28 protein-coding genes and 1 pseudogene are annotated in these 26,565 nt (G+C 72.5%); 9 read left to right on the top strand and 20 right to left on the bottom strand.

Translation table 11 applies throughout. The features are described from left to right. A pseudogene (locus L6E12_RS07470) lies at positions 1-417 on the bottom strand (hypothetical protein); the annotation flags it as partial. A gap of 21 nt (positions 418-438) precedes the next feature. Beyond that, on the bottom strand, positions 439-1,686 hold the full coding sequence (locus L6E12_RS07465) for a WXG100 family type VII secretion target (protein WP_236227137.1): 1,248 nt from the start codon (positions 1,684-1,686) through the stop codon (positions 439-441). Positions 1,687-1,891: 205 nt separating this feature from the next. On the opposite strand from L6E12_RS07465, the gene L6E12_RS07460 reads away from it, so the two are divergent. Together L6E12_RS07460 and L6E12_RS07455 are read left to right on the top strand one after the other, a co-directional pair. Then, positions 1,892-2,560, top strand: a complete 669-nt coding sequence (locus L6E12_RS07460; protein WP_236227136.1) for a metallophosphoesterase — start codon at positions 1,892-1,894, stop codon at positions 2,558-2,560. After that, positions 2,550-3,389 (top strand): chromosome partitioning protein ParB, encoded by an 840-nt coding sequence (locus L6E12_RS07455; RefSeq protein ID WP_236227135.1) that lies wholly within the window; start codon positions 2,550-2,552, stop codon positions 3,387-3,389. The genes L6E12_RS07460 and L6E12_RS07455 overlap by 11 nt, the downstream gene beginning before the upstream one ends. A 108-nt stretch (positions 3,390-3,497) precedes the next feature. Here L6E12_RS07455 and L6E12_RS07450 read toward each other — a convergent pair whose 3' ends face one another. The 10 genes from L6E12_RS07450 to L6E12_RS07405 all read right to left on the bottom strand — a co-directional run bounded on the left by L6E12_RS07450 (position 3,498) and on the right by L6E12_RS07405 (position 13,067). After that, positions 3,498-3,860, bottom strand: a complete 363-nt coding sequence (locus L6E12_RS07450; RefSeq protein WP_236227134.1) for a peptidase inhibitor family I36 protein — start codon at positions 3,858-3,860, stop codon at positions 3,498-3,500. Between the two features lie 108 nt (positions 3,861-3,968). After that, positions 3,969-5,150 carry an ABC transporter ATP-binding protein gene (locus L6E12_RS07445; protein ID WP_236227133.1) on the bottom strand — a complete coding sequence of 394 codons (1,182 nt, stop codon included), beginning with the start codon at positions 5,148-5,150 and terminating at the stop codon, positions 3,969-3,971. A gap of 4 nt (positions 5,151-5,154) precedes the next feature. Beyond that, the gene (locus L6E12_RS07440; protein ID WP_240012515.1) at positions 5,155-6,000 is read right to left on the bottom strand and encodes a carbohydrate ABC transporter permease; all 846 of its coding nucleotides are present in this window, start codon (positions 5,998-6,000) and stop codon (positions 5,155-5,157) included. Next, positions 6,000-6,947, bottom strand: a complete 948-nt coding sequence (locus tag L6E12_RS07435; protein ID WP_374201846.1) for a carbohydrate ABC transporter permease — start codon at positions 6,945-6,947, stop codon at positions 6,000-6,002. The genes L6E12_RS07440 and L6E12_RS07435 overlap by 1 nt, the downstream gene beginning before the upstream one ends. Further along, on the bottom strand, positions 6,944-8,212 hold the full coding sequence (locus tag L6E12_RS07430) for an ABC transporter substrate-binding protein (RefSeq protein WP_374201845.1): 1,269 nt from the start codon (positions 8,210-8,212) through the stop codon (positions 6,944-6,946). Before L6E12_RS07430 ends, L6E12_RS07435 begins: the two co-directional genes overlap by 4 nt. 168 nt (positions 8,213-8,380) lie before the next feature. Next, on the bottom strand, positions 8,381-8,911 hold the full coding sequence (locus tag L6E12_RS07425) for a general stress protein (protein WP_035283651.1): 531 nt from the start codon (positions 8,909-8,911) through the stop codon (positions 8,381-8,383). Between the two features lie 422 nt (positions 8,912-9,333). Then, positions 9,334-10,530, bottom strand: a complete 1,197-nt coding sequence (locus L6E12_RS07420) for an acyl-CoA dehydrogenase family protein (protein WP_035283654.1) — start codon at positions 10,528-10,530, stop codon at positions 9,334-9,336. 97 nt (positions 10,531-10,627) lie between these two features. Beyond that, positions 10,628-10,813: a hypothetical protein gene (locus tag L6E12_RS07415; RefSeq protein WP_236227132.1), complete on the bottom strand. Its 186-nt coding sequence runs from the start codon at positions 10,811-10,813 to the stop codon at positions 10,628-10,630. 314 nt (positions 10,814-11,127) lie between these two features. Then, positions 11,128-11,997 carry a CoA ester lyase gene (locus tag L6E12_RS07410; RefSeq protein ID WP_308074375.1) on the bottom strand — a complete coding sequence of 290 codons (870 nt, stop codon included), beginning with the start codon at positions 11,995-11,997 and terminating at the stop codon, positions 11,128-11,130. Continuing rightward, entirely contained in the window at positions 11,994-13,067 is a 1,074-nt protein-coding gene (locus tag L6E12_RS07405) for a CoA ester lyase (RefSeq protein ID WP_236227131.1), read from the bottom strand. The genes L6E12_RS07410 and L6E12_RS07405 overlap by 4 nt, the downstream gene beginning before the upstream one ends. 93 nt (positions 13,068-13,160) lie before the next feature. Between L6E12_RS07405 and L6E12_RS07400 the strand changes: the two genes are divergently transcribed. The 3 genes from L6E12_RS07400 (at position 13,161) to L6E12_RS07390 (ending at position 15,977) form a co-directional block, all read left to right on the top strand. Further along, complete coding sequence (locus L6E12_RS07400; protein WP_236227130.1) at positions 13,161-14,006, top strand: aminoglycoside phosphotransferase family protein; 846 nt, start codon at positions 13,161-13,163, stop codon at positions 14,004-14,006. A gap of 167 nt (positions 14,007-14,173) precedes the next feature. After that, entirely contained in the window at positions 14,174-15,448 is a 1,275-nt protein-coding gene (locus L6E12_RS07395; RefSeq protein WP_236227129.1) for a magnesium transporter MgtE N-terminal domain-containing protein, read from the top strand. Further along, entirely contained in the window at positions 15,441-15,977 is a 537-nt protein-coding gene (locus L6E12_RS07390) for a DUF1003 domain-containing protein (RefSeq protein ID WP_236227128.1), read from the top strand. Before L6E12_RS07395 ends, L6E12_RS07390 begins: the two co-directional genes overlap by 8 nt. Before the next feature lie 32 nt (positions 15,978-16,009). Here the strand turns inward: L6E12_RS07390 and L6E12_RS07385 are convergent, their stop codons facing one another. Beyond that, positions 16,010-16,462 carry a MarR family winged helix-turn-helix transcriptional regulator gene (locus L6E12_RS07385; RefSeq protein WP_236227127.1) on the bottom strand — a complete coding sequence of 151 codons (453 nt, stop codon included), beginning with the start codon at positions 16,460-16,462 and terminating at the stop codon, positions 16,010-16,012. Between the two features lie 134 nt (positions 16,463-16,596). Between L6E12_RS07385 and L6E12_RS07380 the strand changes: the two genes are divergently transcribed. Further along, a complete protein-coding gene (locus L6E12_RS07380) occupies positions 16,597-17,742 on the top strand; it encodes an Mrp/NBP35 family ATP-binding protein (RefSeq protein ID WP_236227126.1) in 1,146 nt (381 codons plus the stop codon). A gap of 219 nt (positions 17,743-17,961) precedes the next feature. Here L6E12_RS07380 and L6E12_RS34700 read toward each other — a convergent pair whose 3' ends face one another. The 5 genes from L6E12_RS34700 to sigE form a co-directional block, all read right to left on the bottom strand. Next, the gene (locus L6E12_RS34700) at positions 17,962-18,084 is read right to left on the bottom strand and encodes a hypothetical protein (protein ID WP_255683095.1); all 123 of its coding nucleotides are present in this window, start codon (positions 18,082-18,084) and stop codon (positions 17,962-17,964) included. Continuing rightward, positions 18,074-18,457 carry a Sec-independent protein translocase protein TatB gene (gene tatB / locus L6E12_RS07375; RefSeq protein WP_035283672.1) on the bottom strand — a complete coding sequence of 128 codons (384 nt, stop codon included), beginning with the start codon at positions 18,455-18,457 and terminating at the stop codon, positions 18,074-18,076. The genes L6E12_RS34700 and tatB overlap by 11 nt, the downstream gene beginning before the upstream one ends. A gap of 50 nt (positions 18,458-18,507) precedes the next feature. Then, positions 18,508-19,995, bottom strand: a complete 1,488-nt coding sequence (locus L6E12_RS07370; RefSeq protein WP_236227125.1) for a S1C family serine protease — start codon at positions 19,993-19,995, stop codon at positions 18,508-18,510. A 112-nt stretch (positions 19,996-20,107) separates the two neighbouring features. Beyond that, positions 20,108-20,713, bottom strand: a complete 606-nt coding sequence (locus L6E12_RS07365; RefSeq protein WP_236227124.1) for an anti-sigma factor — start codon at positions 20,711-20,713, stop codon at positions 20,108-20,110. Next, positions 20,710-21,303, bottom strand: coding sequence for an RNA polymerase sigma factor SigE (gene sigE / locus L6E12_RS07360; RefSeq protein ID WP_035283677.1), 594 nt, complete (start codon positions 21,301-21,303; stop codon positions 20,710-20,712). The genes L6E12_RS07365 and sigE overlap by 4 nt, the downstream gene beginning before the upstream one ends. A 214-nt stretch (positions 21,304-21,517) precedes the next feature. Here sigE and L6E12_RS07355 point away from each other — a divergent pair, with 214 nt between their 5' ends. Further along, positions 21,518-22,165, top strand: a complete 648-nt coding sequence (locus L6E12_RS07355; protein WP_236227123.1) for an O-methyltransferase — start codon at positions 21,518-21,520, stop codon at positions 22,163-22,165. Positions 22,166-22,201: 36 nt separating this feature from the next. On the opposite strand, the gene glgC is transcribed toward L6E12_RS07355, so the two are convergent. Beyond that, on the bottom strand, positions 22,202-23,419 hold the full coding sequence (gene glgC / locus L6E12_RS07350) for a glucose-1-phosphate adenylyltransferase (RefSeq protein WP_236227122.1): 1,218 nt from the start codon (positions 23,417-23,419) through the stop codon (positions 22,202-22,204). Between the two features lie 118 nt (positions 23,420-23,537). Here glgC and glgA point away from each other — a divergent pair, with 118 nt between their 5' ends. Together glgA and L6E12_RS07340 are read left to right on the top strand one after the other, a co-directional pair. Further along, entirely contained in the window at positions 23,538-24,704 is a 1,167-nt protein-coding gene (gene glgA / locus L6E12_RS07345; RefSeq protein WP_236227121.1) for a glycogen synthase, read from the top strand. Between the two features lie 58 nt (positions 24,705-24,762). Next, positions 24,763-25,236: a GtrA family protein gene (locus L6E12_RS07340; RefSeq protein ID WP_236227120.1), complete on the top strand. Its 474-nt coding sequence runs from the start codon at positions 24,763-24,765 to the stop codon at positions 25,234-25,236. Positions 25,237-25,246: 10 nt separating this feature from the next. Here the strand turns inward: L6E12_RS07340 and L6E12_RS07335 are convergent. Next, positions 25,247-26,565 (bottom strand): leucyl aminopeptidase (locus tag L6E12_RS07335; protein ID WP_236227119.1); only part of this gene is annotated, 1,319 nt, incomplete at its 5' end.

Below are 26,565 nucleotides of genomic sequence, written 5' to 3'. Positions count from 1 at the left end.
GGCGGGCGGCGGGACCGCGACCGCGGGCGCCGACGACGCGGGCTGCCCGGACGCCGGTGGCGCGGACTGCCCGGGAGCGGGCTGGGCGGGGACGGGCTGGACGGGGACGGGCCCCGGCACGGGAGTGCCCGGGCCGACCGGGACCGGCGTGCCCGGGCCGACCGCGCCGGGCGTGGCGGAGTCCACCGGGGCCGGTGTGACCGAGTCGACCGGGGCCGGTGTGGTCGAGTCGACAGGGGCGGGGGCCACCGGGCCCGGTTCCGGCACGGGCATGGCGGGCGGGCCCGCGTCGGGCACCGGCATCGGCGGCGGGGTGCGGTCTCCGCCCAGGACCGCGGCCGGGGTCGCCAGGTCGCCGGTGAAGGCGCCGTCGGTCACGACCCCGTCGGCGGCCGGGAACGCGTTCTGCTCCTGCATGGTGGTGCTGTCCCCTGCCCTCTAGAGTCCGATTACCGGCGGTGATGCCTTCTTGTCGGTGAGCAAGAACGAGTCGTCGTCGCCGAACGGGTAGCGCCTGCGGTGCTCGCTCTCATCACCGCCCTGGCCCCCCGCCACACCGCCGCCCATGGGCATCCCGCCCATCCCGCCCAGGGCACCGCCCGCGTGCGCACCCGCACCGGCGCTCGCGGCGGCGGGGGCGCCGACGACCCCGCCGTTGCGGAACCCACCGGACGGCACCGCCTCCGTCGCCCCGACACCGGGCGACGGGGCCATCGGGGTGCGCGGCGCACCCGGACCGTCGCTGTCGTGCCCGACCGGGCCGGTGTAGCCGCCGAACGATCCCACGCCGCCGCCCCCGCCCACACCGCTGTTGGCCGGGGTGCGGTCGTTGGTGCCGGTACCCGGGGTGCGGGTGTCGGTGTAGCCCGCGGCGGAGGTGCTCGACGGTCCGCCGGTGAGGTCGTTCCAGCGGGCGGTCGGGTCGGTGGGCGCGGCGGGTGGGACCGTCGGCCCGACCGGCACCTGCTCCTGGGGGATGGATTCGGTGCGCGGGCGCACTGTGCTGCCGCGCTCCTCGAACTGCGGGGTGGCCTGGTCGATGCCGATGGCCGCGCCCTCGAACCGGCGCATCGCCTCCACCGCCACGGCCTTGAGGTTCGCCTGCTCCTGCTCGGCGGTGAACGCGCTCTCGGTGCCGGAGGCGACCCCGCTGACCGCGGCGGCGAGCGGACCGCCCGCCTGCTCGGCCAGCGCGGCGCTGTCGGCGGCCAGGGCGGGCGGCACGGCCGGGGTCTCCGGCAGTTGCGGCATGGCGTCCTGGGCGGCCTTGAGCGCGCCCGCGGCCTCCTGCACCGGGTCGCCGATCCGGTAGGCGGTCTCACCGAGGTCCGACACCCACTGGGCGTTGAGGGCGACGTCGGCGCGGGCCTGCTCGGCGGCGGCGCCGGACCAGTACTGCATCAGGTCCTCGAGGGCGGTGCTGAGCACGTCGGAGGCGTCGACGACCTCGTTGCCCGCGGCCCGCCAGTCGTCGGCGAGGCGTTCGAGCTGCGGGACGCTCGCCTTGTCGGCGACCATCGCCACCAGCTCCGCCAGGCTGAAGCTCTCCCAGGGCGTGCCGCCGGTGACGTAGACGTCGTCGGCGGGCGGCAGCGTCCCCGCGGGAACACCGCCGGTGGTGTCGGGTGTGCTGTCGGTGGTGCCTGCCGCGCCCTTCGCGGCGTCGGCGGCCTGCCCTGTTGCCATCGCACGAACTCCCCTCGGCGGTGTGGCCGCACCGCCGCTCCCCGTGGACCTCATGACGCGCGGACACCCCTGGGGCGCCCCCGAACGCTCGTTTCCGACCATCAAACTAGCGGGTTGGACGGACTCCGGGCACAAACCGTTCCCTTCCGCGCACGCGCTGCCCGCCGCGCCGCCATCGATACCCGATCGGACGTACCCTCGGGAAGTGCCCAGGGTGCTCGCGGTGTCCGACGAGATCGTCGCAGGGCTGTGGACCGCCGAGGTCCGCAGGCACGACGTCGACCTCGTGCTGGCCGCGGGCGACCTGCCGTTCGACTACCTGGAGTTCCTCTCCGACGCGCTGGACCGGCCGTGCGTGTTCGTCCCGGGCAACCACGACGCCGACCTCAGCGGCTACGTCCACTCCTCGGGCCTGTGGACGCGCGACGGGCTGCCCGTCCGCTACCCCGGACCGGCGGGCGCGGTGAACGCCGACGGCCGGGTGGTGGACGTCGCCGGGCTGCGCATCGCCGGGCTCGGCGGGTCCATCCGCTACAACGGCGGACCCAACCAGTGGACCGAGCGGCAGATGGCGCGCCGCTCCCGCCGGGTGCGCAGGCGGGCCCGGCTGCGCGGGCTGCGCGACGGCCGCCCGGTCGACGTGCTGCTCACCCACTCCCCGCCCCGCGGCTGCGGCGACCGCGACGACCCGCCGCACCGGGGGTTCGCGTGCCTGCACGACGCGGTGCGGGTGCTGCGGCCGGGGCTGCTGGTGCACGGGCACATCCACCCGCACGGTGAGCCGGTGCCCGACCGCGACATCGGCGGCACCCGCGTCGTCAACACCGTGGGGTACCGGATCCTGGACATCCCGGAGGGCCGACATGCCGCGTGACACCGGTTTCCCGACCGCCGACGCGGAGAACGACTTCCTGCGCATGCGCAGGCGCCAGGTGCTCTCCCGCCTGGGCGCCTGGCTGCGCCGGGAGCCCGACGACGTGAACATCATGCTTCCCTTCGAGGAGGTGGTGGCCGCGCTCGGCCGCGTCGGCGAGCGCAGGCTGGGCCTGCAGGTCGTCCGGCTCGACTCGATCATCGGCTCGGTGGACCGCACCCGGGACTTCGACCGCCGGTTCCGGCCGACCTCGGGCACGTCGCGGCAGCGGTGGGAGCGGCTGGCCCTGGCCCAGCGCCGGGGCGAGTCGACCCCGCCGATCGACGTCTTCCGCGTCGGCGACCTGCACTTCGTGGTCGACGGGCACCACCGGGTGTCGGTGGCGCACGCCCTCGGCCTGACCACGATCGACGCGTACGTGACCGAGATCGTCACCCGCGTCTCCGCCGCGGGCATCCGGTACCGGGGCGACCTGATCGTCAAGGACTACCGGCGCATCTTCCTCGACCGGGTGCCGCTGGACGGGGAAGCCCGGGCCGCCGTCAACCTGACCGACGGCTGGGACTACGCCGAGCTGTCGGAGGCCGTGGAGGCGTGGGGGTACCGGCTGATGCAGGACGAGCGGGTGTTCCTGGACCGGGCGACGGTGGCCCGGCGGTGGTACGAGGAGGAGTTCGTGCCGGTGGTGACCATGGTGCGGCAGGCCGGGTTGATCACCACGCAGACCGAGGCCGAGGCCTACCTGTGGGTGATCTGCGAGCGGTACCGGTTGATCCGCTCGCACACGTGGAACGACGAGGTGCTCACCTCTCTGCGGGCCCGGGTCTGATCGCGCGGTGGCGCATCACCACGCGAGCACGGCCCGGTCCAGCAATGTCTCCTGTGGACACACACCCTGCCGGGTCGCACCTGGGGCGGGAGGGCTGGGCCGCCCGCCTCACCAGACCTGGAAGGCGCGCACCAGGTATGGGGCCTCCGGCACGAAGGTCCCCCCGCCCGGGTAGGTGTCGAACTCGCCCTCCGTGGCGCACTCCCGGCTCTGGTACACCGTGACCTGCCTGCTGAGCAGGTTGGCGAAGGACCTGGCGGCCACGTCCGGCGGGAGCGGGGTGCACTGGCCGACCGTGGCGTCGGCGAGGGTGGCGCGGAGGAGATCACCGGAGTGGTCCACCTGGGACCACAGGCACAGTTCACCGCGCTCGCACCCGATTTCCGAGGCGGCGGTGGCGACGGTGGCCCCGCCGAGCGCGGTCAGGACGGCCAGGAGGGCGATGACGGCGGCGCGGATGCGGTTCTGCATGGCTGGAAACCCCTTGTCCCCGGGCCGCCCCGTTGGTCGGGGCGGCTCCGGGGACAAGGATCGGTCAGTTCCGGATTTCCGGCAAAAAGTTGTCCACAGGGGCTTGACTCACTCCGAGTAGGTCAGGTTGCGCCCGTCCCCCGGGTCGAACACCTGCAGCTTGTCGGCGTCGAACCACACCTGCGCCTCGGCGCCCTCGGCCGCGCCCGACGCGGCCGACAGGCGGGTCACGATCTGCGAGCCCGAGTCGCCGGTGTCGTGCGAGCCCGCGTCGGCCGCCAACTCGTCGAGCTCCGCCGAGGTCGCCGCGTCGCCCTCCAGGGTGAAGTAGGCGTACTTGTCCGACCCCATCGACTCCAGCACCTCCACCGTGGCGGTGAAGGTGCCGCCCCGGGTGCGCTCGGTGTCGTCGAGCAGGGTGGCGTCCTCGAAGTGCTCCGGGCGCAGGCCGATGATCACCTCGCGGGGGGCGTTCGCCGCCTCGACCAGGCCGCGGATGCGGCCGGTCAGCGGGAAGGCGCCCAGCGGGGTGTTGACCTCGCCGTTCTCCAGGGAGGCGGGCAGGAAGTTCATCGACGGGGAGCCGATGAAGCCCGCCACGAACAGGTTCTTCGGCTGCTCGTAGAGGAACTGCGGGGAGCCGATCTGCTGCACCAGCCCGCCGCGCATGACCACGACCCGGTCGCCGAGGGTCATGGCCTCGGTCTGGTCGTGGGTGACGTACACCGTGGTGGTGCCCAGGCGGCGCTGCAGCTTCGACACCGAGGTGCGCATCTGCACGCGGAGCTTGGCGTCCAGGTTGGACAGCGGCTCGTCCATCAGGAACGCCTTGGGGTTGCGCACGATCGCCCGCCCCATCGCGACCCGCTGGCGCTGGCCGCCGGAGAGGTTGCCAGGCTTGCGGTCGAGGTGCTGGGTCAGGTCGAGGACCTTGGCGGCCTCCTCGACCTTCTTGGTGACCGTGGCGTTGTCGACCTTGGCCAAGCGCAGCGGGAACGCCATGTTCTCCCGGACGCTCATGTGCGGGTACAGCGCGTAGGACTGGAACACCATGGCGATGTCGCGGTCCTTGGGGGCGCGCTCGTTGACCCGCTGCCCGTCGATGCGCAGCTCGCCCTCGGTGATGTCCTCCAGGCCCGCGATCATGTTGAGGGTGGTGGACTTCCCGCACCCGGACGGGCCGACGAGGATGATGAACTCCCCGTCGGCGATGGTGATGTCCACGTCGGACACCGCGAGGGCGCCGTCCGGGTAGCGCTTGGTGACCTTGTCCAGAACGATCTCTGCCATCAGCTCAGCCCTTCACGGCGCCGGAGGTGAGCCCCGCGACGATGCGGCGCTGGAAGAACAACACGAACAGGATGATCGGGACGGTGATCACGACGGCGGCCGCCGAGATGGTCCCGGTGGGGTCCTCGAACTGCGAGGACCCGGTGAAGAACGACAGTGCCGCGGGCACGGTGCGCGAAGCCTCCGTCGAGGTCAGCGAGATGGCGAACAGGAAGTCGTTCCAGCAGAAGATGAACACCAGGATGGCCGTGGTGAACACACCGGGGGCGGCCAGCGGGGCGATGACCCGGCGGAACGCCTGCGCCGGGGTGGCGCCGTCCATCTTCGCGGCCTTCTCCAGCTCCCACGGGATCTCGCGGAAGAACGCCGACAGGGTGTAGATCGCCAGCGGCAGCGCGAAGGTGATGTAGGGCAGGATCAGGCCGGGCCAGGTGTCGAACAGCCCGAGCGAGCGCTCCATCTCGAACAGCGGCGAGACCAGCGACACCTGCGGGAACATGGCGATCAGCAGCGACACCCCGACCAGGACCTGCTTGCCGGGGAAGTCGAGCCGGGCGATGGCGTAGGCGGCCATGGTGCCCAGTACCACCGCGATCACCGTGGCGATGATCGCGATGCCGATGGAGTTGGCCAGCGCCCGCAGGAACTCGCTGGTGCGGAAGATGTCGACGTAGTTCTGCAGCGTCCACGACCGGGGGATGAAGTTCCCGTCGGCGATGGTCTCCTTCGACTTCAGCGAAAGCGACACGATCCACAGCACCGGCACCAGCGCGTAGACCACCACGACGAAGTCGAGGAACGCCCAGCGGGCCTTGGTGCCGCGCTGGGAGGTGGCTCCGATGATGGCCATCAGCGCTTCCCCCCGTCGTCGCTGCCCGGCGCGGACGTGCCGAACACCTTGATGAACACGAACGCGATGACGGCGACCGCGAGGAAGATGAGCACCGACATGGTGGAGCCGATGCCCAGGTTCAACCCCTTGATGAGGTTGTTGTACGTCTGCATGGACACCGATCCGGTCTCCTGCGCCCCGTTGGTGAGCACGAAGATGTTGTCGAAGATGCGGAACGCGTCCAGGGTGCGGAACAGCAGCGCCACCAGGATCGCGGGCTTCATGACCGGCAGCATCACCTTGGTGAACCGCTGCCAGGCGGTCGCGCCGTCCATCGACGCGGCCTTGAGCAGGTCGTCCGGGACCAGGGCCAGCCCGGCCATCAGCAGCAGCGCCATGAACGGCACCGTCTTCCACACCTCGGCGAGGGTGATGATGGCCAGCGCGGGCACCCGCTGGGTGAGCAGGTCGGAGTCGGAGGCGAACAACTGCGCCAGGTAGCCGGTGTCCTTGGTCCAGGCGTAGCGCCAGGAGAACGCGGCCACGACGGTGACGATGCCGTACGGGATCAGCGCGACCGTGCGGACCAGGCCGCGGGCGACGAGCGTGCGGTGCATGATCAGTGCCAGGGCCATGCCCAGGACCAGTTCGATGACCACCGACACGACCGTGATCAGCGCGGTGACGCCGAACGCGGTCCACCAGTAGGAGTTGCCCAGCACGGTCGCGTAGTTCTCGAACCAGATGAACTCGCGCTGGTCCGGGAACCGCAGGTCGTAGCGCTGCAGCGACAGCCACAGCGAGTACAGCACCGGGTAGCCGGTGACGGCGACCATCACCAGCGCGGCGGGGGCGCACAGCCACAGCCCGAGCCTGCGCTCGGCCCGCTTGCCCTCGCTGACCACCTTCTTCTTGCCCTTGGCCGGGGCGGTGTCGGCCGCCGGCTCCTCGATCGCGTGGCTCACGGCAGCACTCCCTTGGAGTCGAGGGCGTCCTGCAGTTCCTCGCGCAGCCGCTGCGCGGTGGCCTGCGGGTCGATGGACGAGGGCGGGGAGAGGATGGTGGAGATCAGCGTGGACACGTTCTGGTAGGCCGGGGTGATCGGCCGCGGTGACGGCTTCTTCAGCTCGGCGAGGATGGTGTCGCGCATCGGGTACGGCTCGGCCATCTCCGGGTCGTCGTAGACCGACTCGATGGTGGGCGGGACGCCGGAGTTGATCGCGGAGTACTTCTGGTGCTCGGCGCTGCGCAGGCACTTGACCGCCTCGAACGCCTCCGGCTTGTGCCGGGAGTACTCGCTGACGGCCAGGTTGAACCCGCCGATGGTGGCGGTGCCGGTCTTGTCGGCGTCGACCGCGGGGTAGGGGGCCCACTTGAAGTGCTTGGCCAGCTCCGGGTTCGCCTTGCCCATGGCCGCGTACACGTAGGGCCAGTTGAGCATGAACGCCGACGTGCCCTTCTCGTACTCCAAGCGGATCGGGTCCTCCTTGGCGTTGGACAGCGAGGCGCTGGCCACCGGGGAGGTCGCCAGGTCCTTGAGCGCCTGCAACGCCTTGACCGCGCCGTCGTCGACGACGGCCCTGGTGCTGTCGTCGGAGAGGATCTTGCCGCCCGCGCCGCCGACGAGGGTGTTGAACTGGACCACCAGGCCCTCGTACTGGGCGCCGGTCAGCAGGACCGCGCTGGGCTTGTTCTCCGCCTTGAGCTTCTCGGCGGTGGACAGCATCTCCGACCACGTCTTGGGCGGGGTGGGCACCACGTCGTCGCGGTACCAGAGCAGCTGCACGTTGGTGTTCTTCGGCGCGGCGTAGAGCTTGTCCTTCCACCGCGCGGTCTCCAGCGGGCCCGCGAGCGTTCCCTGCTCCACATCGGACTTGTCCGCGCCGGTCCACTCGGCGATCCAGCCCGCCTCGGCGAACTCGGCCACCCAGGTGACGTCGAGGCCGAGCACGTCCATGTCGGTGTCGCCCGCGGCGAGGCGGCGCACCATCTGCTCGCGCTGGCCGTCGGCCTCGCGCGGCAGGGTGTTGAGCGCGATCGTGTAGCGCCCGCCCGCCGCCTGGTTGCACATGGCGACGACCTTGTCGAAGTTCTCCTCGGTCGAGTAGTAGACGTTCACGACGGTGCCCCCGCCGTCGGACCCGCACGCCGCCACTGCCGGGGACGCGACCAAGGCGGCGCTGAGCACCGCGATGAGGCGTCGTCCGCGGCGGCCGGGAATTCGATTCACCGTGCCCCTCCATTCCGACGGGCACGACGGGGACGGCTGCGCCGCGGAACAGGGCGACCCAGCACCTCGCCGTGCCACCGGCACGCGATCAGCGGTGGTCGCCCCGCGCACCGGGTGTGCTGAACGTAGGCCCGGTGATCACCGGCCGCAATTCGGTGGGCGAACGGCCTAACCGATGCCCCCGCCCGGCCCCATCGCCAGCTTGGCCAGCAGGTCGCGCCCCCGCTCGGCGTTGCGCGGCTGGGCGAGCACGTCGTAGCGGCCCGCGACGAGCTGGGTGGCGCTGGTGATCTCGCGCCCGCCGCGGCCGCGGGCGGTGGCGAACCCGACGGCGGCGAAGACGGTGCCGAACACCACCCCGGCCACCAGGCCGACGAGGATCGGCGCGAAGGACGCCTGCTGCTGGTTGAACAGGCCCAGCAGCAGCCCGACGAACAGGCCGAACCAGGCGCCGGACAGCGCGCCGGTGCCGAGCACCTTGGGCCAGCTCAGCCTGCCGATGACCCGCTCGACGAGCATCAGGTCCACCCCCACGATGGTCACCTCCTCGACCGGGAACTCGCTGGTCGCCAGGTGCTGCACCGCGCGGTGGGCCTCCTGGTAGGTGTCGTAGGAGCCGATCGGCCACCCGCTCGGCGGGGTCGGGACCTTGGGGAGACCCTGGTTCGCTCGTCCAGGGCCGGAGAACGCACCGGTCATGCCCCCAGTCTGCCAAGCCAGGATGAACGGTGCGAACCCGACAGCTGCGCTCTCAGCGGATACCCGCCCCGCTCCCCACCCCGACCCGCCCGCCGATCCCGCGATCCGCCCCGCTGCTCCGCCCGCCGATCCCGCGATGCACCCCGCCGATCGCGCGATGCACCCCGCCGCCGCGCCGAACCCCCACCAGTCAGAGCCCGCCCGCCCTGGGGGCTGACCGCCCTTTCCAGCGTATCGACCTCTGACCAGCGAAAACAAGGACGACCGCCAGCCTGTGGACAGCTCAGGGGGTTGTGGATGGACGTTTGCGGAGGTCGCCCACGACCAGCAGAGTGGACCCCGGGAGCAGACGACGACAGGCCACAACAGCAACGGGGCGACGGCCCAAGCCGTCGCCCCGCCCGGAAGAGGAGGAGAGGTGATCAGTTCCGCGACTTGTACTCGCGCAGCAGACCGCGGGAGATGATGGTCTTCTGGATCTCGCTGGTGCCCTCGCCGATGAGCAGGAACGGGGCCTCGCGCATGAGGCGCTCGATCTCGTACTCCTTGGAGTAGCCGTAGCCGCCGTGGATGCGGAAGGACTCCTGGGTGACCTCGGCGCAGTACTCGCTGGCGATCAGCTTGGCCATGCCCGCCTCGACGTCGTTGCGGGCGCCGGAGTCCTTGAGCCGGGCCGCGTTGACCATCATCAGGTGGGCGGCCTCGACCTTGGTGGCCATCTCGGCGAGCTTGAAGGCGATGGCCTGGTGCTCGGCGATGGCCTTGCCGAAGGTCTTGCGCTGCTGGGCGTACTCCACGGCCAGCTCGAACGCCCGGATCGCGATGCCGCAGGCGCGCGCGGCGACGTTGACCCGGCCGACCTCGACGCCGTCCATCATGTAGCTGAAGCCCTTGCCCGGGGCTTCACCCAGGACCTTGTCGGCACCGATCTTGAAGCCGTCGAACACGGCCTCGGTGGTGTCGACGCCCTTGTAGCCCATCTTGTCGATCTTGCCGGGGATGGTGAGGCCGGGAGCGACCTCGCCGAAGCCCTCGGTCTTGTCCACCAGGAAGGTGGTGAGGTTCTGGTGCGGCTTCTCCGCGCCCTCGTCGGTCTTGGCCAGCAGGGCGATGAGGTTGGAACTGCCGCCGTTGGTCAGCCACATCTTGGCGCCGTCGATGACGTACCCGTCGCCGTCCTTGCGCGCCCGCGTCTTGATGGCGGCGACGTCGGAGCCCAGGTCGGGCTCGGACATGGAGAACGACCCGCGGATCTCACCGGCGGCCATCTTGGGCAGGTAGTGCTGCTTCTGCGCCTCGGTGCCGTGCTGCTTGACCATGTGCGCCACGATGAAGTGGGTGTTGATCACGCCGGAGACGCTCATCCAGCCGCGGGCGATCTGCTCCACGACCAGGGCGTAGGTGAGCAGGGACTCACCGAGGCCGCCGTACTCCTCGGGGATGGTGAGCCCGAACAGGCCCATCTCCTTCATGCCCTCGACGATGTCCTTGGGGTACTCGTCCGCGTGCTCCAGCGCCTGGGCGTTCGGGATGATCTCCTTGTCCACGAAGTCCTTGACGGTGGACAGGATCTCCTGCTGAACGTCGGTCAAGCCTGCGGTCTGGGCGAGGCGGGCCATGCGAGCTCCCTGTCTGCGGTGACGTGGTTACCGGCCAGTATCCACCGCCCCGCACCGGTTCGCGCCATGGAAGTGGGAGGCGTCTCAGCGGTGCGGCTCAGCTCGCGCGCAGCTCCAGCGCGGTGCCGCAGTCCTTGCAGTCCTCGGCCAGCACGTAGACGTCGGCGCCGCAGTCGGCGCACTCGCGGAAGCTGCGGTCGAACAGGTCGTCGCGCTGCTTGCGGCGCCCGCCGAACACACCGAGGACGCCGCGGGACTCCGAAGGGAGGCTGTGTCTACCCATGTCGCACAGAAGACATCACAGGACGGCCATACGGCAACCCCCTCGCCGTGACCTGTGCGTTATGTCACCGCAACCTTTGCTGCTCCGTTACGTCCTTGACCTGCACCGTGACCGAAGCGTGACTATCGAAAGGGGTAACGGCTCGATGACGCTGCGATGTCTTGGCTGATCACCACGGGCTCTTGGCGGAGGGAATGCCACGAGCAGATCGTGAGCACTGCGGGCAGGCCGTGGGCACCGCGGGCAGGCCGACCACGCGGGAAAGAGCACGAGCCGCCCCCGCGGCGGCGGGAGCGGCTCGGACTCGGGCGGGATCAGCCGCGGTCGCGGATGGCGGCGGCGACGGAGAGGACCCGGCGGGCCTGGTCCACGTGCAGGTTCTCGATCATGCGGCCGTCGACGGTGACCACTCCCCTGCCCTCGGCGGTGGCGGCCTCGAACGCCTCGATGATCTTCTCCGAGCGGGCCACCTCCTCCTCCGACGGGGCGAAGACGCGGTTGCAGGTCTCCAGTTGGCCCGGGTGGATCAGGGTCTTGCCGTCGAAGCCGAACTGGCGGCCCTGGGTGCACTCGGCGGCGAAGCCCTCCAGGTCCTTCACGTCGTTGTAGACGCCGTCGAGGATGACCTTGCCGGTGGCGCGGGCGGCGAGCAGCGCCAGGGACAGGCCGCCGAGCAGGGGGGCGCGGCCGGGGACGTGCTCGGCCTGCAACTCCTTGGCCAGGTCGTTGGTGCCCATGACCAGGACCGTCAGCCGGTCGCTGGCGGCGGCGATGTCGTGCGCGCGCAGCATGGCGATGGGGGTCTCGACCATGGCCCAGATCGCGGTGCGGTCGGGGGCGCCCGCCGCCTCCAGGGACTTCTCGATCTCGTGCACCTCGGCGGCGGAGTTGACCTTGGGCACCACGATGGCGTCCGGGCCCGCCTCGGCGGCGGCGCGGACGTCGTCGGCGTGCCACTCGGTGTCCAGGCCGTTGACCCGGATGGTCACCTCGCGGCGGCCGTACTCGCCGGAGGCCGCGGCGGCGCAGACGCGGGCGCGGCCGTCGGCCTTGGCGTCCGGGGACACCGAGTCCTCCAGGTCGAGGATCAGCGCGTCGGCGTCGAGGGTCTTGGCCTTCTCCAGGGCGCGCTCGTTGGCGCCGGGCATGTAGAGGACGGAGCGGCGGGGGCGGTAAGCGGTCACTGGGCCAGGGCCTCCTTCGTCGCGGCCTCGTACGCGGCGGCCAGCTCGGGGTCGCGGGCCGACAGGGCGTCGGCCAGCTCGGCCACCACGCGGCACTGCTTCACTGTGGCGTCGTCCTGCATCTTGCCGTCGATCATGACCGCGCCGGTGCCGTCGCCCATGGCCTCGATGACCCGGCGGGCCCAGGCGACGTCCTCCGCCGACGGGGAGAAGACCTTCTTGGCGATGGCGATCTGCTTGGGGTGCAGGCTCCACGCGCCGACGCAGCCGAGCAGGAACGCGTTGCGGAACTGGTCCTCGCAGGCGACCACGTCGGCGATGTCGCCGAACGGGCCGTAGTACGGCAGGATCCCGGCCGCGGCGCAGGCGTCGACCATCCGCGCCACCGTGTAGTGCCACAGGTCCTGCTGGTAGGTGGCGCGACCGGTGGTCAGGTCGTCGCCGGTGGGGTCCTGGCGCACCAGGTAGCCGGGGTGGCCGCCGCCGACCCGGGTGGTCTTCATCCGGCGGCTGGCGGCGAGGTCGGCCGGGCCCAGCGAGATGCCCTGCATCCGCGGGCTGGCGGTGGCGATGTCCTCGACGTTCGCCACGCCGGAGGGGGTCTCCAGCAGCGCGTGCACCAGGATCGGGCGGGACACGTTCGCGCGGGCCTCGAGCTGGGCGAGCAGGCGGTCGACGTAGTGGATGTCCGCGGCGCTCTCCACCTTCGGCACCATGATCACGTCGAGCTTGTCGCCGATCTCGGTGACCAGGGTGATCAGGTCGTCGAGCACCCACGGGGAGTCGAGGCTGTTGATCCGCGTCCACAGCTGGGTGTCGCCGAAGTCGATGTCCCTGGCGATCCGCACCAGGCCCTCGCGGGCGGCCTCCTTGCGGTCGGCCCGGATGGCGTCCTCCAGGTTGCCCAGGACGACGTCGGCCTGCGCGGCCACGTCCGGCACCTTCGCGGCCATCTTCTCGTTGCTCGGGTCGAAGAAGTGGATCATGCGCGAGGGCCGGAACGGGATCTCCCGCACCGGCTCGGGCGCACCCACCGCGAGCGGGCGGAAGAAGTCCTTCGGTGAACGCATCGAGCCTCCGTTCGATCACGAGGTTAACCAGCCGGTAACCGCCTGGGAGTTGTAGTCGACCACGGCCGGTGGCGGACCGCCATTGTGGTGTCCATGACACGTGATCCCTTGGTCGTCCCGCCCGCGTTCGCCCGGCACCGGGTGTCCGAAGATGAGCAGGAGTGGGTGGCGGGGCTGCCCGCGCAGGCCGCGGCGGCGATGCGCCGGTGGGGCCTGACCGTCGACGGGGAGCCGCTGCACGGCTGGTGCGCCGTCGTGCTCCCGGTGCGCACCGCCGACGGTGTCCCGGCCATGTTGAAGATCACCTGGCCGCACCCCGAGGCCGAGCACGAGGCGCTGGCCCTGTCCACCTGGGACGGCGACGGCGCGGTCCGGCTGCTGGCCGCCGAGCCGTGGGAACTGCTGCTCGAACGGCTCGACCCGGCCCACTCCCTCGACGACGAGCCGCTCCCGGTGGCGTTGGAGGTGATCACCTCCCTGCTGCGCCGCCTGGACCGGCCCGCCCCGCCGCGGTTGCGCGCGCTGCGCGACGTGGCGGCCCGCTGGGTGCACGAGCTGCCCGAGGGGGACGCGCCTGCCGAACTGGTCGAGCAGGCCGTGGCCTACTGCGCGGAACTGGGCCCGCGCGCCGGGGACCGGCTGGTCAACGAGGACCTGCACTTCGAGAACGTGCTGCGCGGCGAGCGCGAACCGTGGCTGGTGATCGACCCGAAGCCGCTGGCGGGCGACCCCGAGTTCGGCCTGATCGCGCTGCTGTGGAACCGCTGGGAGGAGTCGGCGGTGCGCGACCGGCTGGCCGCGGTCGTCGACGCGGCGGGCCTCGACCACGACCTGGCCCGCCGCTGGACGTTCGTGCGGGCAGTGGAGAACTGGTCCGATCCGGACTCCGAGGACCCGGCGACCCCGACCGCCCCGGCGATCGCCCTGGCCCTGGCGTGAGCGGCGGACCGGGCCCGGCGCACCGCACCGGGTTCGCCGGATCGCCGTGCCACCGGGCGGCGCGGGAACCGGTGGGGGCTCCCGCCGACCCGCGTGGGCGCCGTGGGCTCCGCCACCGCACCGGCGCCCGGGCGGTGTGACCGGCCGCGGGCGACTAGCCTGGCCGGGTGGCCGGCAAGAGCAAGGTATTCGTGGCCCAGCTCCTGGGCCTGCCGGTCTTCGGACCGGACGGCGAGTCCATCGGCAAGCTCCGCGACCTGGTCGCCGGGCTGCGGACGGACGCGCAGCCCCCGCGCGTGCTGGGCGTGGTGGTGGAGCTGGCGACCCGGCGGCGGGTGTTCGTGCCCATGCTGCGGGTGACCTCGATCGACGCCAACGCCATCACCCTGTCCACCGGGTCGGTGAACATGCGGCACTTCACCCAGCGGCCCAACGAGGCGCTGGTGGTGGGGCAGTTGCTGGACGCACGCGTGCACGTGACCGCGACCGGCAGCCCGGCCGTGGTGGTGGACGTGGCGATGGAGCCGACCCGCACCCGCGACTGGGTCATCAACCGGGTGGCGATCCGCGAGCGCACCGGCAGGCTGGTGCGGCGCGGGCCGGTGCAGGTGGTCGACTGGTCGCAGGTGCGCGCGCCGGGGGTGCTGGAGCTGGCCGGGCACCCGCAGGCCGCGCACCAGCTCCTGGCGGTGTTCGACTCGATGCGGGCCGCCGACGTGGCGACCGCGCTGCAGGACCTGCCGTCGAAGCGGCGCTACGAGGTGGCCGACGCCCTCGACGACGAGCGGCTCGCCGACGTGCTCGCCGAACTGCCCGAGGACGACCAGATGGACCTGCTCAAGCACCTCGACGAGGAGCGCGGCGCGGACGTGCTCGGGGCGATGGACCCCGACGACGCCGCCGACCTGCTCGCCGAGCTGTCCGACCGGGACAAGGAGCGGTTCCTCGAACTCATGGAGCCCGCGGAGTCCGCCCCGGTCAAGCGGCTGCTGGAGTACTCCTCCGACACCGCGGGCGGGCTGATGACCCCGGAGCCGATCGTGCTCACCCCGGACTCGTCCATCGCCGAGGCGCTGGCGCGGGTGCGCAACCCGGACATCACCCCGGCGCTGGCCAGCATGGTGTTCGTCTGCCGCCCGCCCAGCGCCACCCCCACCGGCCGCTACCTGGGCTGCGTGCACATCCAGCGGCTGCTGCGCGAACCCCCGTTCGACCTGGTGGCGGGCGCGGTGGACAAGGAGCTGACCAGCCTGCGGCCGGACGCGTCGCTGCTGGAGGTCACCCGCTACTTCGCCAACTACAACCTGGTCTGCGCCCCGGTCGTCGACGACGAGGAGCACCTGCTCGGCGCGATCACCGTCGACGACGTGCTGGACCACCTGCTGCCCGAGGGCTGGCGGGAGCGGCAGTCGCGGCACACCGAGGTGGGCACCCGTGCCTGAGCCCACCTCCCGCAGGCGCCTCGACCAGCCGAGGGCCCCGCGCGGGTTCAAGCTGACGATCGACCCGGACACCTTCGGGCGGCTGTCGGAGAACCTGGCCCGGTTCCTGGGCACCGGGACGTTCCTGTTCTGGCAGACGCTGATCGTGATCACCTGGATCGTGCTGAACCTGGTGGCGGTGTCGCTGCAGTGGGACCCGTACCCGTTCATCCTGCTCAACCTGGCCTTCTCCACCCAGGCCGCGTACGCCGCGCCGCTGATCCTGCTCGCGCAGAACCGCCAGGACGACCGCGACCGGGTGTCGCTGGACGAGGACCGGGCGCGGGCCGCGCAGACCAAGGCCGACACCGAGTTCCTCGCCCGCGAGCTGGCGGCGCTGCGGATCGCGGTCGGCGAGGTGGCCACGCGCGACTACCTGCGCGGGGAGCTGGAGAAGTTGCGCTCGGACCTCAGCGGCGACATCAAGCGCAAGAAGCAGCGGCCGGAGCACTCGCGGGACGAGACGCGGCGCAACGAGGTCTCGCACTGACGCGTGCCGGGACGGGTGCGGTCGGAGCCGGGTCAGTCGGCGAGTTTGCCGCAGAGTTCGCCGAGGTAGGCGAGCTGCTCGGCGCTGAGGCGGGCCACGAAGTGCTCGGAGACCCCGGCCAGGTGGGTGCGGGAGGCGGTGCGCAGCACGTCGAGGCCGCGGGCGGTGAGGGTGGCGACCACGCCGCGGCCGTCGCCGGGGACGCGTTCGCGGGCGACCATGCCCGCGCGTTCCAGGCGGTCGACCAGGCGGGTGACACCGGAGCGCGAGAGCAGCACCGCGTCGGCCAGTTCGGCCATCCGCAGCCGGTGGTCGGGGGCCTCGGCGAGCTGGACCAGCACGTCGTAGCCGCCCAGGGACAACTGCTGCTCGGCGACCAGTTCGGCCTCCAGGACCCTGGTCACCCTGGCGTGCGCGCGCAGGAACGTGCGCCAGGCCTGCAACTCGGTCCGGGTGGGTCGCACGGACCTGTCCGGTGCGGTCACGGGCCCTCCTTTCCTGCGCGCGGTGTGACAAGGTTACGGACCGCGTCCGGGTCGTCGCACGGCGCCCTTGACAACGGTTGTGGCGCGTGCCATCCGCGCGGACCGCCCCGGCTACCCGCCCGTAGCATGGTCTGGTGACCACAACCGAGCAGGTTCCCAGCGTCGAGGCCGTGCGGAAGGCTCTGGCGGGCGTGCAGGACCCCGAGATCCACCGCCCGATCACCGACCTCGGCATGGTCAAGGACGTGACCGTGCACCCGGATGGCCGGGTCGACGTCGCCATCTACCTCACCGTGGCGGGCTGCCCGCTCCGCGACAAGATCACCAAGGACGTCACCGCGGCGGTGACCGCGCTGGGCGGGGTGCGGTCGGTCGCGGTCGAGCTGGACGTGATGAACGACGAGCAGCGCACCGCGCTGCGCAAGTCGCTGCGCGGCGACGCCGAGGAGCCGCGCATCCCGTTCGCCGAACCCGGCTCGCTGACCCGGGTGTACTGCGTCGCGTCCGGCAAGGGCGGGGTGGGCAAGTCCAGCGTCACGGTCAACCTGGCGGTGGCCATGGCCGCCAAGGGCATCAAGGTCGGCATCGTCGACGCCGACATCTACGGCCACTCGATCCCGCGCATGGTCGGCTCCCGCGAGAAGCCCACCAAGGTCGAGAAGATGATCCTGCCGCCGGAGGCCAACGGCGTGAAGGTCATCTCCATCGGCATGTTCACCCCGGGCAACACCCCGGTCGTCTGGCGCGGTCCAATGCTGCACCGCGCGCTGCAGCAGTTCCTCGCCGACGTGTTCTGGGGCGACCTGGACGTGCTGCTGCTGGACCTGCCCCCGGGCACCGGCGACATCGCCATCTCGGTGGCGCAGCTGATCCCGAACGCGGAGATCCTGGTCGTCACCACCCCGCAGCAGGCCGCGGCCGAGGTCGCCGAGCGGGCGGGCTCGATCGCGCTGCAGACCCGCCAGCGGATCGCGGGCGTCATCGAGAACATGTCCTGGCTGGAGATGCCCGACGGCACCCGGATGGACGTCTTCGGCTCCGGCGGCGGTCAGCTCGTGGCCGACTCGCTGTCGAAGGCCGTGGGCTCCACCGTGCCGCTGCTGGGTCAGGTCCCGCTGGACCCGCGCCTGCGCGAGGGCGGCGACGACGGCAAGCCCCTGGTGACCAGCACCCCGGACGCCCCGGCGGCGAAGGTCCTCACCGAGATCGCGGGCAAGCTGTCGGTCCGCGCCCGCGGGCTGGCGGGCCGGATGCTGTCGGTCTCCCCGGCCGGTCGCTGACCCGGCGCACCGCCCACGACCGGGCGGTGTCCTGCGAGCCGGGGTTGTGGTGGGGGTGCTTGGTCGTGTCCTTCAGCCGCCGGGAGTTTGTCGCTGGTGCCCAGTTGGGTAGCCGGGCCAGCGGTTGCGGGGGTGGTCGGCGGCTGCGCGTATTCGCTCACCCGGGCATTTGGTCGCCGGGCAGGGGGTTGTGGGCGGGTGGGCGGCTTTGAGTCGTGATCAGGTGCCGGGTCTGCTGGCGGCGGTCAGCCTGCCCGCCGCGGCCCGGCGCTCCCGGGCGTGGTCCAGCCGGTACTCGTCGAGGTGTGGGGCGGGGAAGCGGAGCGGACGCTCAGGTGGCATCGGGGTCGATCTTGGGCCGGTCGCCGGGCTTGGGCGGGTCGGCCGGGGGGCGCGGGGGTAGCTGGGGCTGGGTGTCGGCGTAGCCGTTGGGCTTGACGCCGTTGTCGCCGTCGCCGAAGAGGGTCTGGGTGACGATGGTCTTCGGGTCGAAGTTGCGCAGTTGCTGGAGGTCCTGGAGGGGTTTGCGCAGCTCGTCGAAGTCGGGGCCCAGTTCGTTCTTGAGCTGGTCGCGGGCGCCGGTGGCGTACTCGCGGACCTTGCGGATGGAGCGGCCCACCCAGGCCGCCGCGGCGGGGAGGCGTTCCGGGCCGAGGATGAACAGGCCCGCGATCCCCAGCACGAGGATCTCCGCCCAGCCGACGCTCTCGAACACCGCTCACCTCCTGCTGCCTGACTTGCTGCCCTGACCGCCAGAGTATCCGGTCAGTCCGACCGCAGGGTGACCTGAATGGTGAGTTCGCGCCCCTGCCGGGCCAACACGACGGGAACGGTGTCGCCGGGCCGGTGCTCGCGGACCGCGACGGTCAACTCGGCGGCGTTGCGGACCTGCCGGTCGCCGACCTTGCGGATCACGTCGCCCTCGGCGATGCCCGCCGCGGCCGCCGCGCCGCCGTCGGCGACGTTGACGACCTGGGCGCCCTCGGCGGTGTCGGCGGAGACCGACTTGACGTTGGCGCCGATGTCGGCGTGCTTGACCTGGCCGTCGCGGATGATGGTCTCGGCGATGCGCTTGGCGTCGTTGCCGGGGATGGCGAAGCCCAGGCCGATGGAGCCGGTGTTGCCGGTGCTGGAGCGGATGGCGGAGTTGATGCCGATCAGCGCCCCGGTCGCGTCGACCAGCGGGCCGCCGGAGTTGCCCTGGTTGATCGCCGCGTCGGTCTGGATGGCGTCGTAGGTGATGGGCGCCTCGCCGTTCTCCCCGCCCGCGACGACCGGGCGGTGCAGGGCGCTGACGATGCCCTGGGTGACCGTGTCGGACAGGCCCAGCGGGGAGCCGACGGCGATCACCGGGTCGCCGACCTGGAGCTTGTCGGAGTCGCCGAACTGCAGCACGGTCGGGTTGGTCACCGCGACCTTGATCACGGCCAGGTCGGTCTTGGGGTCGGTGCCCACGACCTTCGCCTCGGCCCGGGTGCCGTCGGTGAACACGGTGGTGATCGTGGACTCGGGGGTGGCGCGGCCCTCCAGGGTGACCACGTGCCAGTTGGTGAGGATGTAGCCGGAGCCGTCGATGAACACCCCGGAGCCGGTGCCACCGCCCTGCTCCATGCGCACCTCGATGGACACCACCGCGGGCCGCACCCTGGTCGCGATGTCGGACACGGACCCGACCGGGCGCTGCACCCCGGGCTCGACCTGGGCCAGGGTGACGTCGCTGGTCAACGCGTCGCCGCTACGGGCGACCGCCCAGCCGACCAGCCCGCCCGCCGCCCCGATCACCAGGGCGACCACACCGAGCAGGGCGAGCGCGATGGGCTTGACCCGCCTGCCGAAGAGCACGTCGGGCAGGCTCAGCAGCCTGCCGGTGCCCTGGGCGGACCCGGCGGCGGGCTCGTCGTCGTCCTTGGGCACCGCGGGCGGGCCGATGACCGCGCCCGCGGCCGGGTCGCGCCACGGGTCGGCGTCCTCGCTCCACAGGTGGCCCTCGTCGCCCGCGTCCCCGCCGGGGGGTCGCTGCAACCGCACCCCGGTGTCGGCGGGTGTGCGGCCGAACGCGCTCGCCAGCGCGTCCGGGGTCGGCGGCGCGCTCGGCAGCCCCCCGAGCGGCGGGCGGGCCGCGGCGTGGGGTGAGAAGGCGCCGGTGACCCCGGCGGGCCGCCCGAACGCGGCCGCCGACGAGGGATCCACCGCGGGCCGCTCCAGCGGCCTGGGTCCGATCCGCTGCTCGGGGTCGGGGTTCTGCTGAGTCATCGTCCACCACGGTGCCGCAACGACGGTGAAATGGGCGTGCGGAACCGCGCGGGAAGCGGTTACGCACGAAGAGAACCGCCCCCGGCGGGGGCGGTTCCGGTGGGTCTTGCGGTCAGCGGGCGGCGACGAGGCCGAACGAGGGGGCCTGGTCGGCCACGACCGGGCGGGTGCCGACGAAGCCGACCGGTTCGATGTCGCCCGCGGTCGGGTACGGCTCCGCGGCACCGGGGACCGGGCCGCCACCGGTGTTGACCAGCGCGAGCGCGCCGAGCACCAGGCCGGAGACGACCACACCGGCACCCTGGGCGGCGCGGCGGCCGGGCCTGCGGCCCAGGACGGCGCTGCCCTCGCCCAGGCGCGGCGAGGACCCCAGCGGGGTGGCGGTGCCGAACGCGGCGACGGCCTCGGGGCGCTGGATGGCAACGAGCTGGCCGTCGTCGGTGACCGCGAGGTTGTCCGGGGCGCCGGGGAGGTCGACCTCCTGCGGGATGGCCCGCAGCGAGGCGAGGAACCCCGCGGACATGCTGGGCACGTCTGCCGCGCGGACCGCCGAGCGGGCCTGCCGCTGGGCGGTGACCTCGGCGGCGCACCACGGGCAGCGGGCCAGGTGCGCGGTCGCGCGGTCGTGCGGGGCGCGGCCGAGTTCACCGTCGACGAAGGCCACCACGGCGTCGGGCATGAGGTGCTGGTCGGGCAGCCCCAGGCTCTCGAACGTCATAGCGCGGCCTCCCGTGCGAGTTCCCGGCGCCGCTCCAGCGACGCGCGCAGGGCCTGGCGGCCCCGGTGGATCCTGCTGCGGACAGTACCCAGCTTCACCCCGAGGGTGGCGCCGATCTCCTCGTAGGACAGGCCCTCCACGTCGCAGAGCACGACGGCGGCGCGGAACTCCGGGGGCAGCTCGTCCAGCGCGGCCTGCAGGTCCGGGTCGAGGTGGGTCTCGCCGTAGACCTGCTCCGGGCTCGGGTCGTCCCCGGCGAGGCGGTCGGTGTCCTCGGGCAGGGCCTCCATCCGCAGCCGGGAGCGGCGGCGGGCCATGTCGAGGAACAGGTTGGTGGTGATGCGGTGCAGCCAGCCCTCGAAGGTGCCGGGCTTGTAGGACGCCAGCGAGCGGAACACCCGGATGAAGGTCTCCTGGGTGAGGTCCTCGGCGTCGTGGGCGTTGCCGGTCAGGCGGTAGGCGAGCCGGTAGACGCGGTCGGCGTGCTCGCGCACGACCTCGTCCCACGACGGCGGCGTCCAGGCCGTCTCCTCGATCTCCACCGGCCTCGGCTCGGCGGTCTGGGTGGCGGGGATACGCACCTCCTGCACAGGGTCCTTCGCCGTCTCCCGGATAACGTCCGCGCGTCCCATGGTGTTCCCCCGCTCCCGGGTCAGACCCGTCCCAGCCATGCCGTCCACTCTGGGGTACCCCCATGTGGCCATGGTGAGAGCCTGCTGAGATGAGCCTGAGAAAACGTTCAGGGGGTGACCTTCCGGTCGAGTTCACCCGTTTTCCCCATCGGCGGCGCTAACCTCCGTTCCCGTGGGACGGGAATCGCCCGCCGTGGACCCGGCGGACCTGAGCGGGTACGTCGACGGCTTCCTGGCCGAAGACGACGCGCTGGCGTCGGCGCGGGCCACCGCGCTGCGGCTGGGGTCGGTCCCGGTCAGCCCGAGCAGCGGGGCGGCGCTGCGGTTCCTGGCCAGTGTGCTGCGCGCGAAGGCCGTTGTCGAGGTGGGCACCGGTCTGGGGGTCAGCGGTCTGTACCTGCTGCGCGGGATGGCCCCGGACGGGGTCCTCACCTCGATCGACCTCGACCCCGAGCACCAGGCCCTGGCCAAGCGCACCTTCACCGCGGCGGGCGTCGCCCCCGGCCGCACCCGGCTGATCATGGGCCGCGCCCTCGACGTGCTGCCCCGGCTGACCGACGGCGGCTACGACCTGCTGTTCATCGACGCGTCCAAGCCCGAGTACCCCGAGTACCACCAGCAGGGCGTGCGCCTGCTGCGGCCCGGCGGCGTGCTGGCGTTCGACAACATCCTGTGGCAGGGCCGGGTGGCCGACCCCACCCGCCGCGACCCGGACACCCAGGGGATGCGCGAGGCCGCCAGGGCGATCCGCGAGGACGACCGGCTGGTGCCGATGCTGCTGCCGGTGGGCGAGGGCCTGCTGGTCGCGGCCAAGGTCTAGGCGGGTCCGCGCGGGTCCGGAGATCACCCGGGCGGGTCAGTCGGCGTGGGTGCCCTTGCCCAGGACGACGATGCCGCTGCCGCTCACGGTGTACCGGGCGCGGTCCGCTTCCGGGTCGACACCGACGTGGACGCCGTCACCGACGGTGACGTTCTTGTCGAGGATGGCCCGGCGCACCACCGCGCCCTTGCCGACCCGCACCCCCGGGAGCAGGACGCTGCCCTCCACGACCGCGCCGTCCTCGATGACCACGTCGGAGCTGATGACCGAGCCGGTCACCCGAGCGCCGGAGACGATGGTGCCGGGGCCGATCATCGACTCCTGGGCCAGGCCCTGGTTGACGAACTTCGCCGGGGGCAGCGGCGGGGTGGCGGTGCGGATGGGCCACTGCTGGTTGTAGAGGTTGAACACCGGGTGCACCGACACCAGGTCCATGTGCGCGTCGTAGTAGGCGTCCAGGGTGCCGACGTCGCGCCAGTAGCCGCGGTCGCGCTCGGTCTCGCCGGGGACCTCGTTGTCGGCGAAGTCGTACACCCACGCCGAGCCCCGGTCGACGAGCATCGGGATGATGTCGCCGCCCATGTCGTGCAGGGAGTCCTTGTCGGCGGCGTCGGCCTTGAGCGCGTCGAGCAGGGCCGCGGTGGAGAACAGGTAGTTGCCCATGGAGGCGAACGTCACGTCCGGGTCGTCGGGGACCGCGGGCGGGTCGGCGGGCTTCTCCAGGAACCGGGTGATGCGGCCGGTGGCGTCGGAGTCGATGCAGCCGAAGGCGCGCGCCTCCTGGCGCGGCACCCGGATGCCCGCGACGGTGACCCCCGCGCCGGTGGCGATGTGGCGGTCCAGCATCTGCGCCGGGTCCATCCGGTAGACGTGGTCGGCGCCGAAGACCGCGATGTAGTCGGGCCGCTCGTCGTGCACCAGGTTCAGCGACTGGAAGATCGCGTCGGCGCTGCCGGTGTACCAGCGCGGGCCCAGGCGCTGCTGGGCCGGGACCGGGGTGACGTACTGGCCGAGGATGTTCGACAGCCGCCAGGTGGTGGAGATGTGCCGGTCCAGCGAGTGCGACTTGTACTGGGTGAGCACGCACAGCCGGTGGAACCCGGCGTTCACCAGGTTCGACAGGACGAAGTCGACGAGGCGGTAGTTCCCGGCGAACGGCACAGCGGGCTTCGCGCGGTCGGCGGTCAAGGGCCAGAGCCGCTTTCCCTCACCGCCCGCCAACACGATCCCGAGTACCCGCGGCTGGCCCTTCACGTCCTGACCCTAACCGGCTCACCCAGTGGTGTGCCACACGTGATCGGCTTGTGTGGTCCCGCGTTCACCCGTGCGCCGCAGTGCGTTCCCCCGCCGCCGTGCGGCTACCGTGTCCCGCGTGCGCATAGGACTGCTGACGAGGGAATACCCACCGGAGGTCTACGGCGGGGCGGGCGTGCACGTGGCGTTCCTGGTGCCGCGGCTGCGGGAACTGCTCGACGTGGACGTGCACTGCTTCGGCGGACCGCGCTCCGACGCGACGGCGCACAACCCGGCCGCCGGGCTGGAGCACGCGAACGCGGCGCTGCGCACGCTGTCGGCGGACCTGTCGATCACCGCGGCGGTGGACAAGGTCGACCTGGTCCACTCGCACACCTGGTACGCGAACATGGCAGGCCAGCTCGCCCAGGTGCTGCACGGCATCCCGCACGTGGTGACCGCCCACTCGCTGGAGCCGCGCAGGCCGTGGAAGGCCGAGCAGCTCGGCGGCGGCTACCGGCTGTCCTCGTGGGTGGAGAAGACCGCCTACGAGTCGGCGGACGCGGTGATCGCCGTCAGCGCGGGGATGCGCGCCGACGTGCTCGACTGCTACCCGGCGCTGGACCCGGCCAGGGTGCACGTGGTGCGCAACGGCATCGACTCCACCGCCTACCGCCCGGTCACCGAGACCGACGCGCTGCGCGCGCACGGCATCGACCCTGGCAGGCCGATCGTGCTGTTCGTGGGCAGGATCACCCGGCAGAAGGGGGTGGGGCACCTGGTGGCCGCCGCCCACCACATCGACCCGGACGCGCAGGTCGTGCTGTGCGCGGGCGCCCCGGACACCCCGGAGATCGCCGAGGAGACCCGGGTGGCGGTCGCGGAGCTGGCGTCGGCCCGGCCCGGGGTGTTCTGGATCCAGAAGATGCTGCAACCCGCCGAGGTGCGCCAACTGCTGAGCCGGGCGGCGGTGTTCGTGTGCCCTTCGGTGTACGAGCCGCTGGGCATCGTGAACCTGGAGGCGATGGCGTGCGCGACCGCCGTGGTCGCCTCGGACGTCGGCGGCATCCCGGAGGTCGTCGTGGACGGCGAGACGGGCCTGCTGGTGCACTACGACGAGGCGGACCCGTCGGCGTTCCGCAGCGGGCTGGCGGACGCGGTCAACGAGGTGCTGGCCGACCCGGGGCGCGCGGCGGCGATGGGTGCGGCGGGCCGGGAGCGGGCCGTGCGGGACTTCTCCTGGGCGTCGGTGGCCGAGCAGACGGTGGCCGTGTACGAGGCGGCGCGGGCGGCGCACGGGGGCTGATCCGAACGTCACACCCGGGCTGAGAGCGTGGTCAGCACCGGGCTCGTAGGGTGGTGGCGTGCACGTTCACCTGGGCAAACCGGCGTTCTCCCGGTACTCGGTGGCGTCGCTGCTGGCCACCGGGATCAGCCAGCTCGTGCTGTTCGGGCTGTACGCGTGGGGCGGGGTGGGTGCTCTCCCGGCGAGCGTGATCGCGTTCGCGGTGGGGGCGGTGCCGCACTTCGTGCTGGTGCGCTGGTGGGCGTGGGGGCAGCGCGGGGTGCCGCGGCTGACCGGGCAGGTCGTCGGCTACCTGGTGACGACCGTGGTCGGCGGGCTGGTGTCGGTGGTGCTGACCGCGGGGGTGGACTGGCTGGTGGAGCCGCTGCTCGCCGACCGCGGGGTGCGGACGCTGGTGCTGAACGTGACGTACGCGCTCAGCGGGTTGCCGGTGTTCCTGGCGAAGTACGCGGTGCTGGACCGGGTGTTCGCCGGACCGGAGGCCCCCGGGGCCGCGGCGCTGCCGTCGGAGCCGCTGGCGGGTCGGGCGTGACCCCGCCGGGTCAGCCCTTCGCCGCGTAGGAGTCGACGAACTCGACCAGGGTGCGGGCGGCGAAGCCGGTGGCGCCGGGGACGACGTCGTCGTAGGAGCGGTCCGCCCTGGCCGGGCCCGCGATGTCCAGGTGCGCCCAGGGCAGGCCCGCGGTGAACTCGCGCAGGAACAGGGCCGCGGTGATGCCGCCCGGCCCCGGCGGGCACTGCCGGACGTCGGCGATGTCGCTGGGGACGTGCTCGGCCCACTCGTCGAGCAGCGGCATCCGCCACCACGACTCGCCCGCCCGCGCCCCCGCCTCGACCACCCGGTCGGCCAGGGCCGCGGAGTCGGCGAACAGGCCGCCGGTGCGCAGGCCCAGGGAGATCTTCATGGCGCCGGTGAGGGTGGCCACGTCGACCAGGACGTCGGCACCGAGTTCGGCGGCGGCGTAGGCCAGGGCGTCGGCGAGGACCATCCGGCCCTCGGCGTCGGTGTTGGTCACCTCGGTGGTGCGGCCGCCGTAGTGGCGGACGACGTCACCGGGGCGGTAGGCGGAACCGGAGACGTGGTTCTCCGCGCACGGCACCAGCGCGGTCACCCGGACCGGCAGGCCCAGGCGGGCCACGGCGATCATCGCCGCGATGACGGCGGCACCGCCGGACATGTCGGTGCGCATCAGGTGCATCCCGTCGGCGGGCTTGATCGAGATGCCGCCGGTGTCGAAGGTGATGCCCTTGCCGACCAGGACCAGGTGCGGGCCCTCGGCGCCCGAGGGGGCCCAGGTGAGGTGCAGCAGCCGGGGCGGTCGCTCGGACCCGCCGCCGACCGCGATGACCCCGCCGAAGCCGTGCTCGGCCAGCCACTTCTCGTCGCGGACCACCGCCCCCAGGCCGGGCACCTTCCCGGCCGCCCTGGCCGCCGTGCGGGCCAGCCACGCCGGGTCCTTGACGTTGGACGGGGTGTTGGCCAGGTCGCGGGCGTAGGCGGTGGCCGCCGCGAGCGCGGTGGCCCGGGTGACCGCCGCCGCCACCTCGGTGCGGCGGTCCGGTTCGGACACCACCAGCCGCGCGGTGCGCAGCCGCGGCTTGGGCTCCTCGCCGGTGACCCGGAACCGGTAACCGCCCAGCGACAGCCCCCTGGCGAACTGGGCGGCCTCCTCCGGTCCGGCGTCCGGCGGCAGCACGAGGGCCACCCCCGGCCGCCCGGTCCCGCGCCCGCTGTCGGTGTCCGCCGCCGCCCGCGCGTCCACGGCGCGGACCAGTGCCGCGCCCGCCGCCCGCCAGTCCGCCGCGGTCCCCTCGCCCACCCCGAGCACCCAGGCCGCCGCCGCGTCGGCGGGGCCGGGCT

The sequence above is a fragment of the Actinokineospora sp. PR83 genome (assembly GCF_021056305.1).
Taxonomy (GTDB): domain Bacteria; phylum Actinomycetota; class Actinomycetes; order Mycobacteriales; family Pseudonocardiaceae; genus Actinokineospora; species Actinokineospora spheciospongiae.
This window is presented reverse-complemented; position numbering and strand designations above follow the sequence as displayed.

Coding starts and splice junctions, on each gene's coding strand:
- L6E12_RS07405 (WP_236227131.1), bottom strand. CDS start 13,067: ATGCGTTCACCGAAGGACTTCTTCCGCCCGCTCGCGGTGGGTGCGCCC.
- L6E12_RS07370 (WP_236227125.1), bottom strand. CDS start 19,995: ATGACTCAGCAGAACCCCGACCCCGAGCAGCGGATCGGACCCAGGCCG.
- L6E12_RS07445 (WP_236227133.1), bottom strand. CDS start 5,150: ATGGCAGAGATCGTTCTGGACAAGGTCACCAAGCGCTACCCGGACGGC.
- L6E12_RS07425 (WP_035283651.1), bottom strand. CDS start 8,911: ATGACCGGTGCGTTCTCCGGCCCTGGACGAGCGAACCAGGGTCTCCCC.
- L6E12_RS07365 (WP_236227124.1), bottom strand. CDS start 20,713: ATGACGTTCGAGAGCCTGGGGCTGCCCGACCAGCACCTCATGCCCGAC.
- L6E12_RS07420 (WP_035283654.1), bottom strand. CDS start 10,530: ATGGCCCGCCTCGCCCAGACCGCAGGCTTGACCGACGTTCAGCAGGAG.
- L6E12_RS07450 (WP_236227134.1), bottom strand. CDS start 3,860: ATGCAGAACCGCATCCGCGCCGCCGTCATCGCCCTCCTGGCCGTCCTG.
- L6E12_RS07455 (WP_236227135.1), top strand. CDS start 2,550: ATGCCGCGTGACACCGGTTTCCCGACCGCCGACGCGGAGAACGACTTC.
- L6E12_RS07440 (WP_240012515.1), bottom strand. CDS start 6,000: ATGGCCATCATCGGAGCCACCTCCCAGCGCGGCACCAAGGCCCGCTGG.
- L6E12_RS07400 (WP_236227130.1), top strand. CDS start 13,161: ATGACACGTGATCCCTTGGTCGTCCCGCCCGCGTTCGCCCGGCACCGG.
- L6E12_RS07415 (WP_236227132.1), bottom strand. CDS start 10,813: ATGGGTAGACACAGCCTCCCTTCGGAGTCCCGCGGCGTCCTCGGTGTG.
- L6E12_RS34700 (WP_255683095.1), bottom strand. CDS start 18,084: ATGCCACCTGAGCGTCCGCTCCGCTTCCCCGCCCCACACCTCGACGAG.
- L6E12_RS07465 (WP_236227137.1), bottom strand. CDS start 1,686: ATGGCAACAGGGCAGGCCGCCGACGCCGCGAAGGGCGCGGCAGGCACC.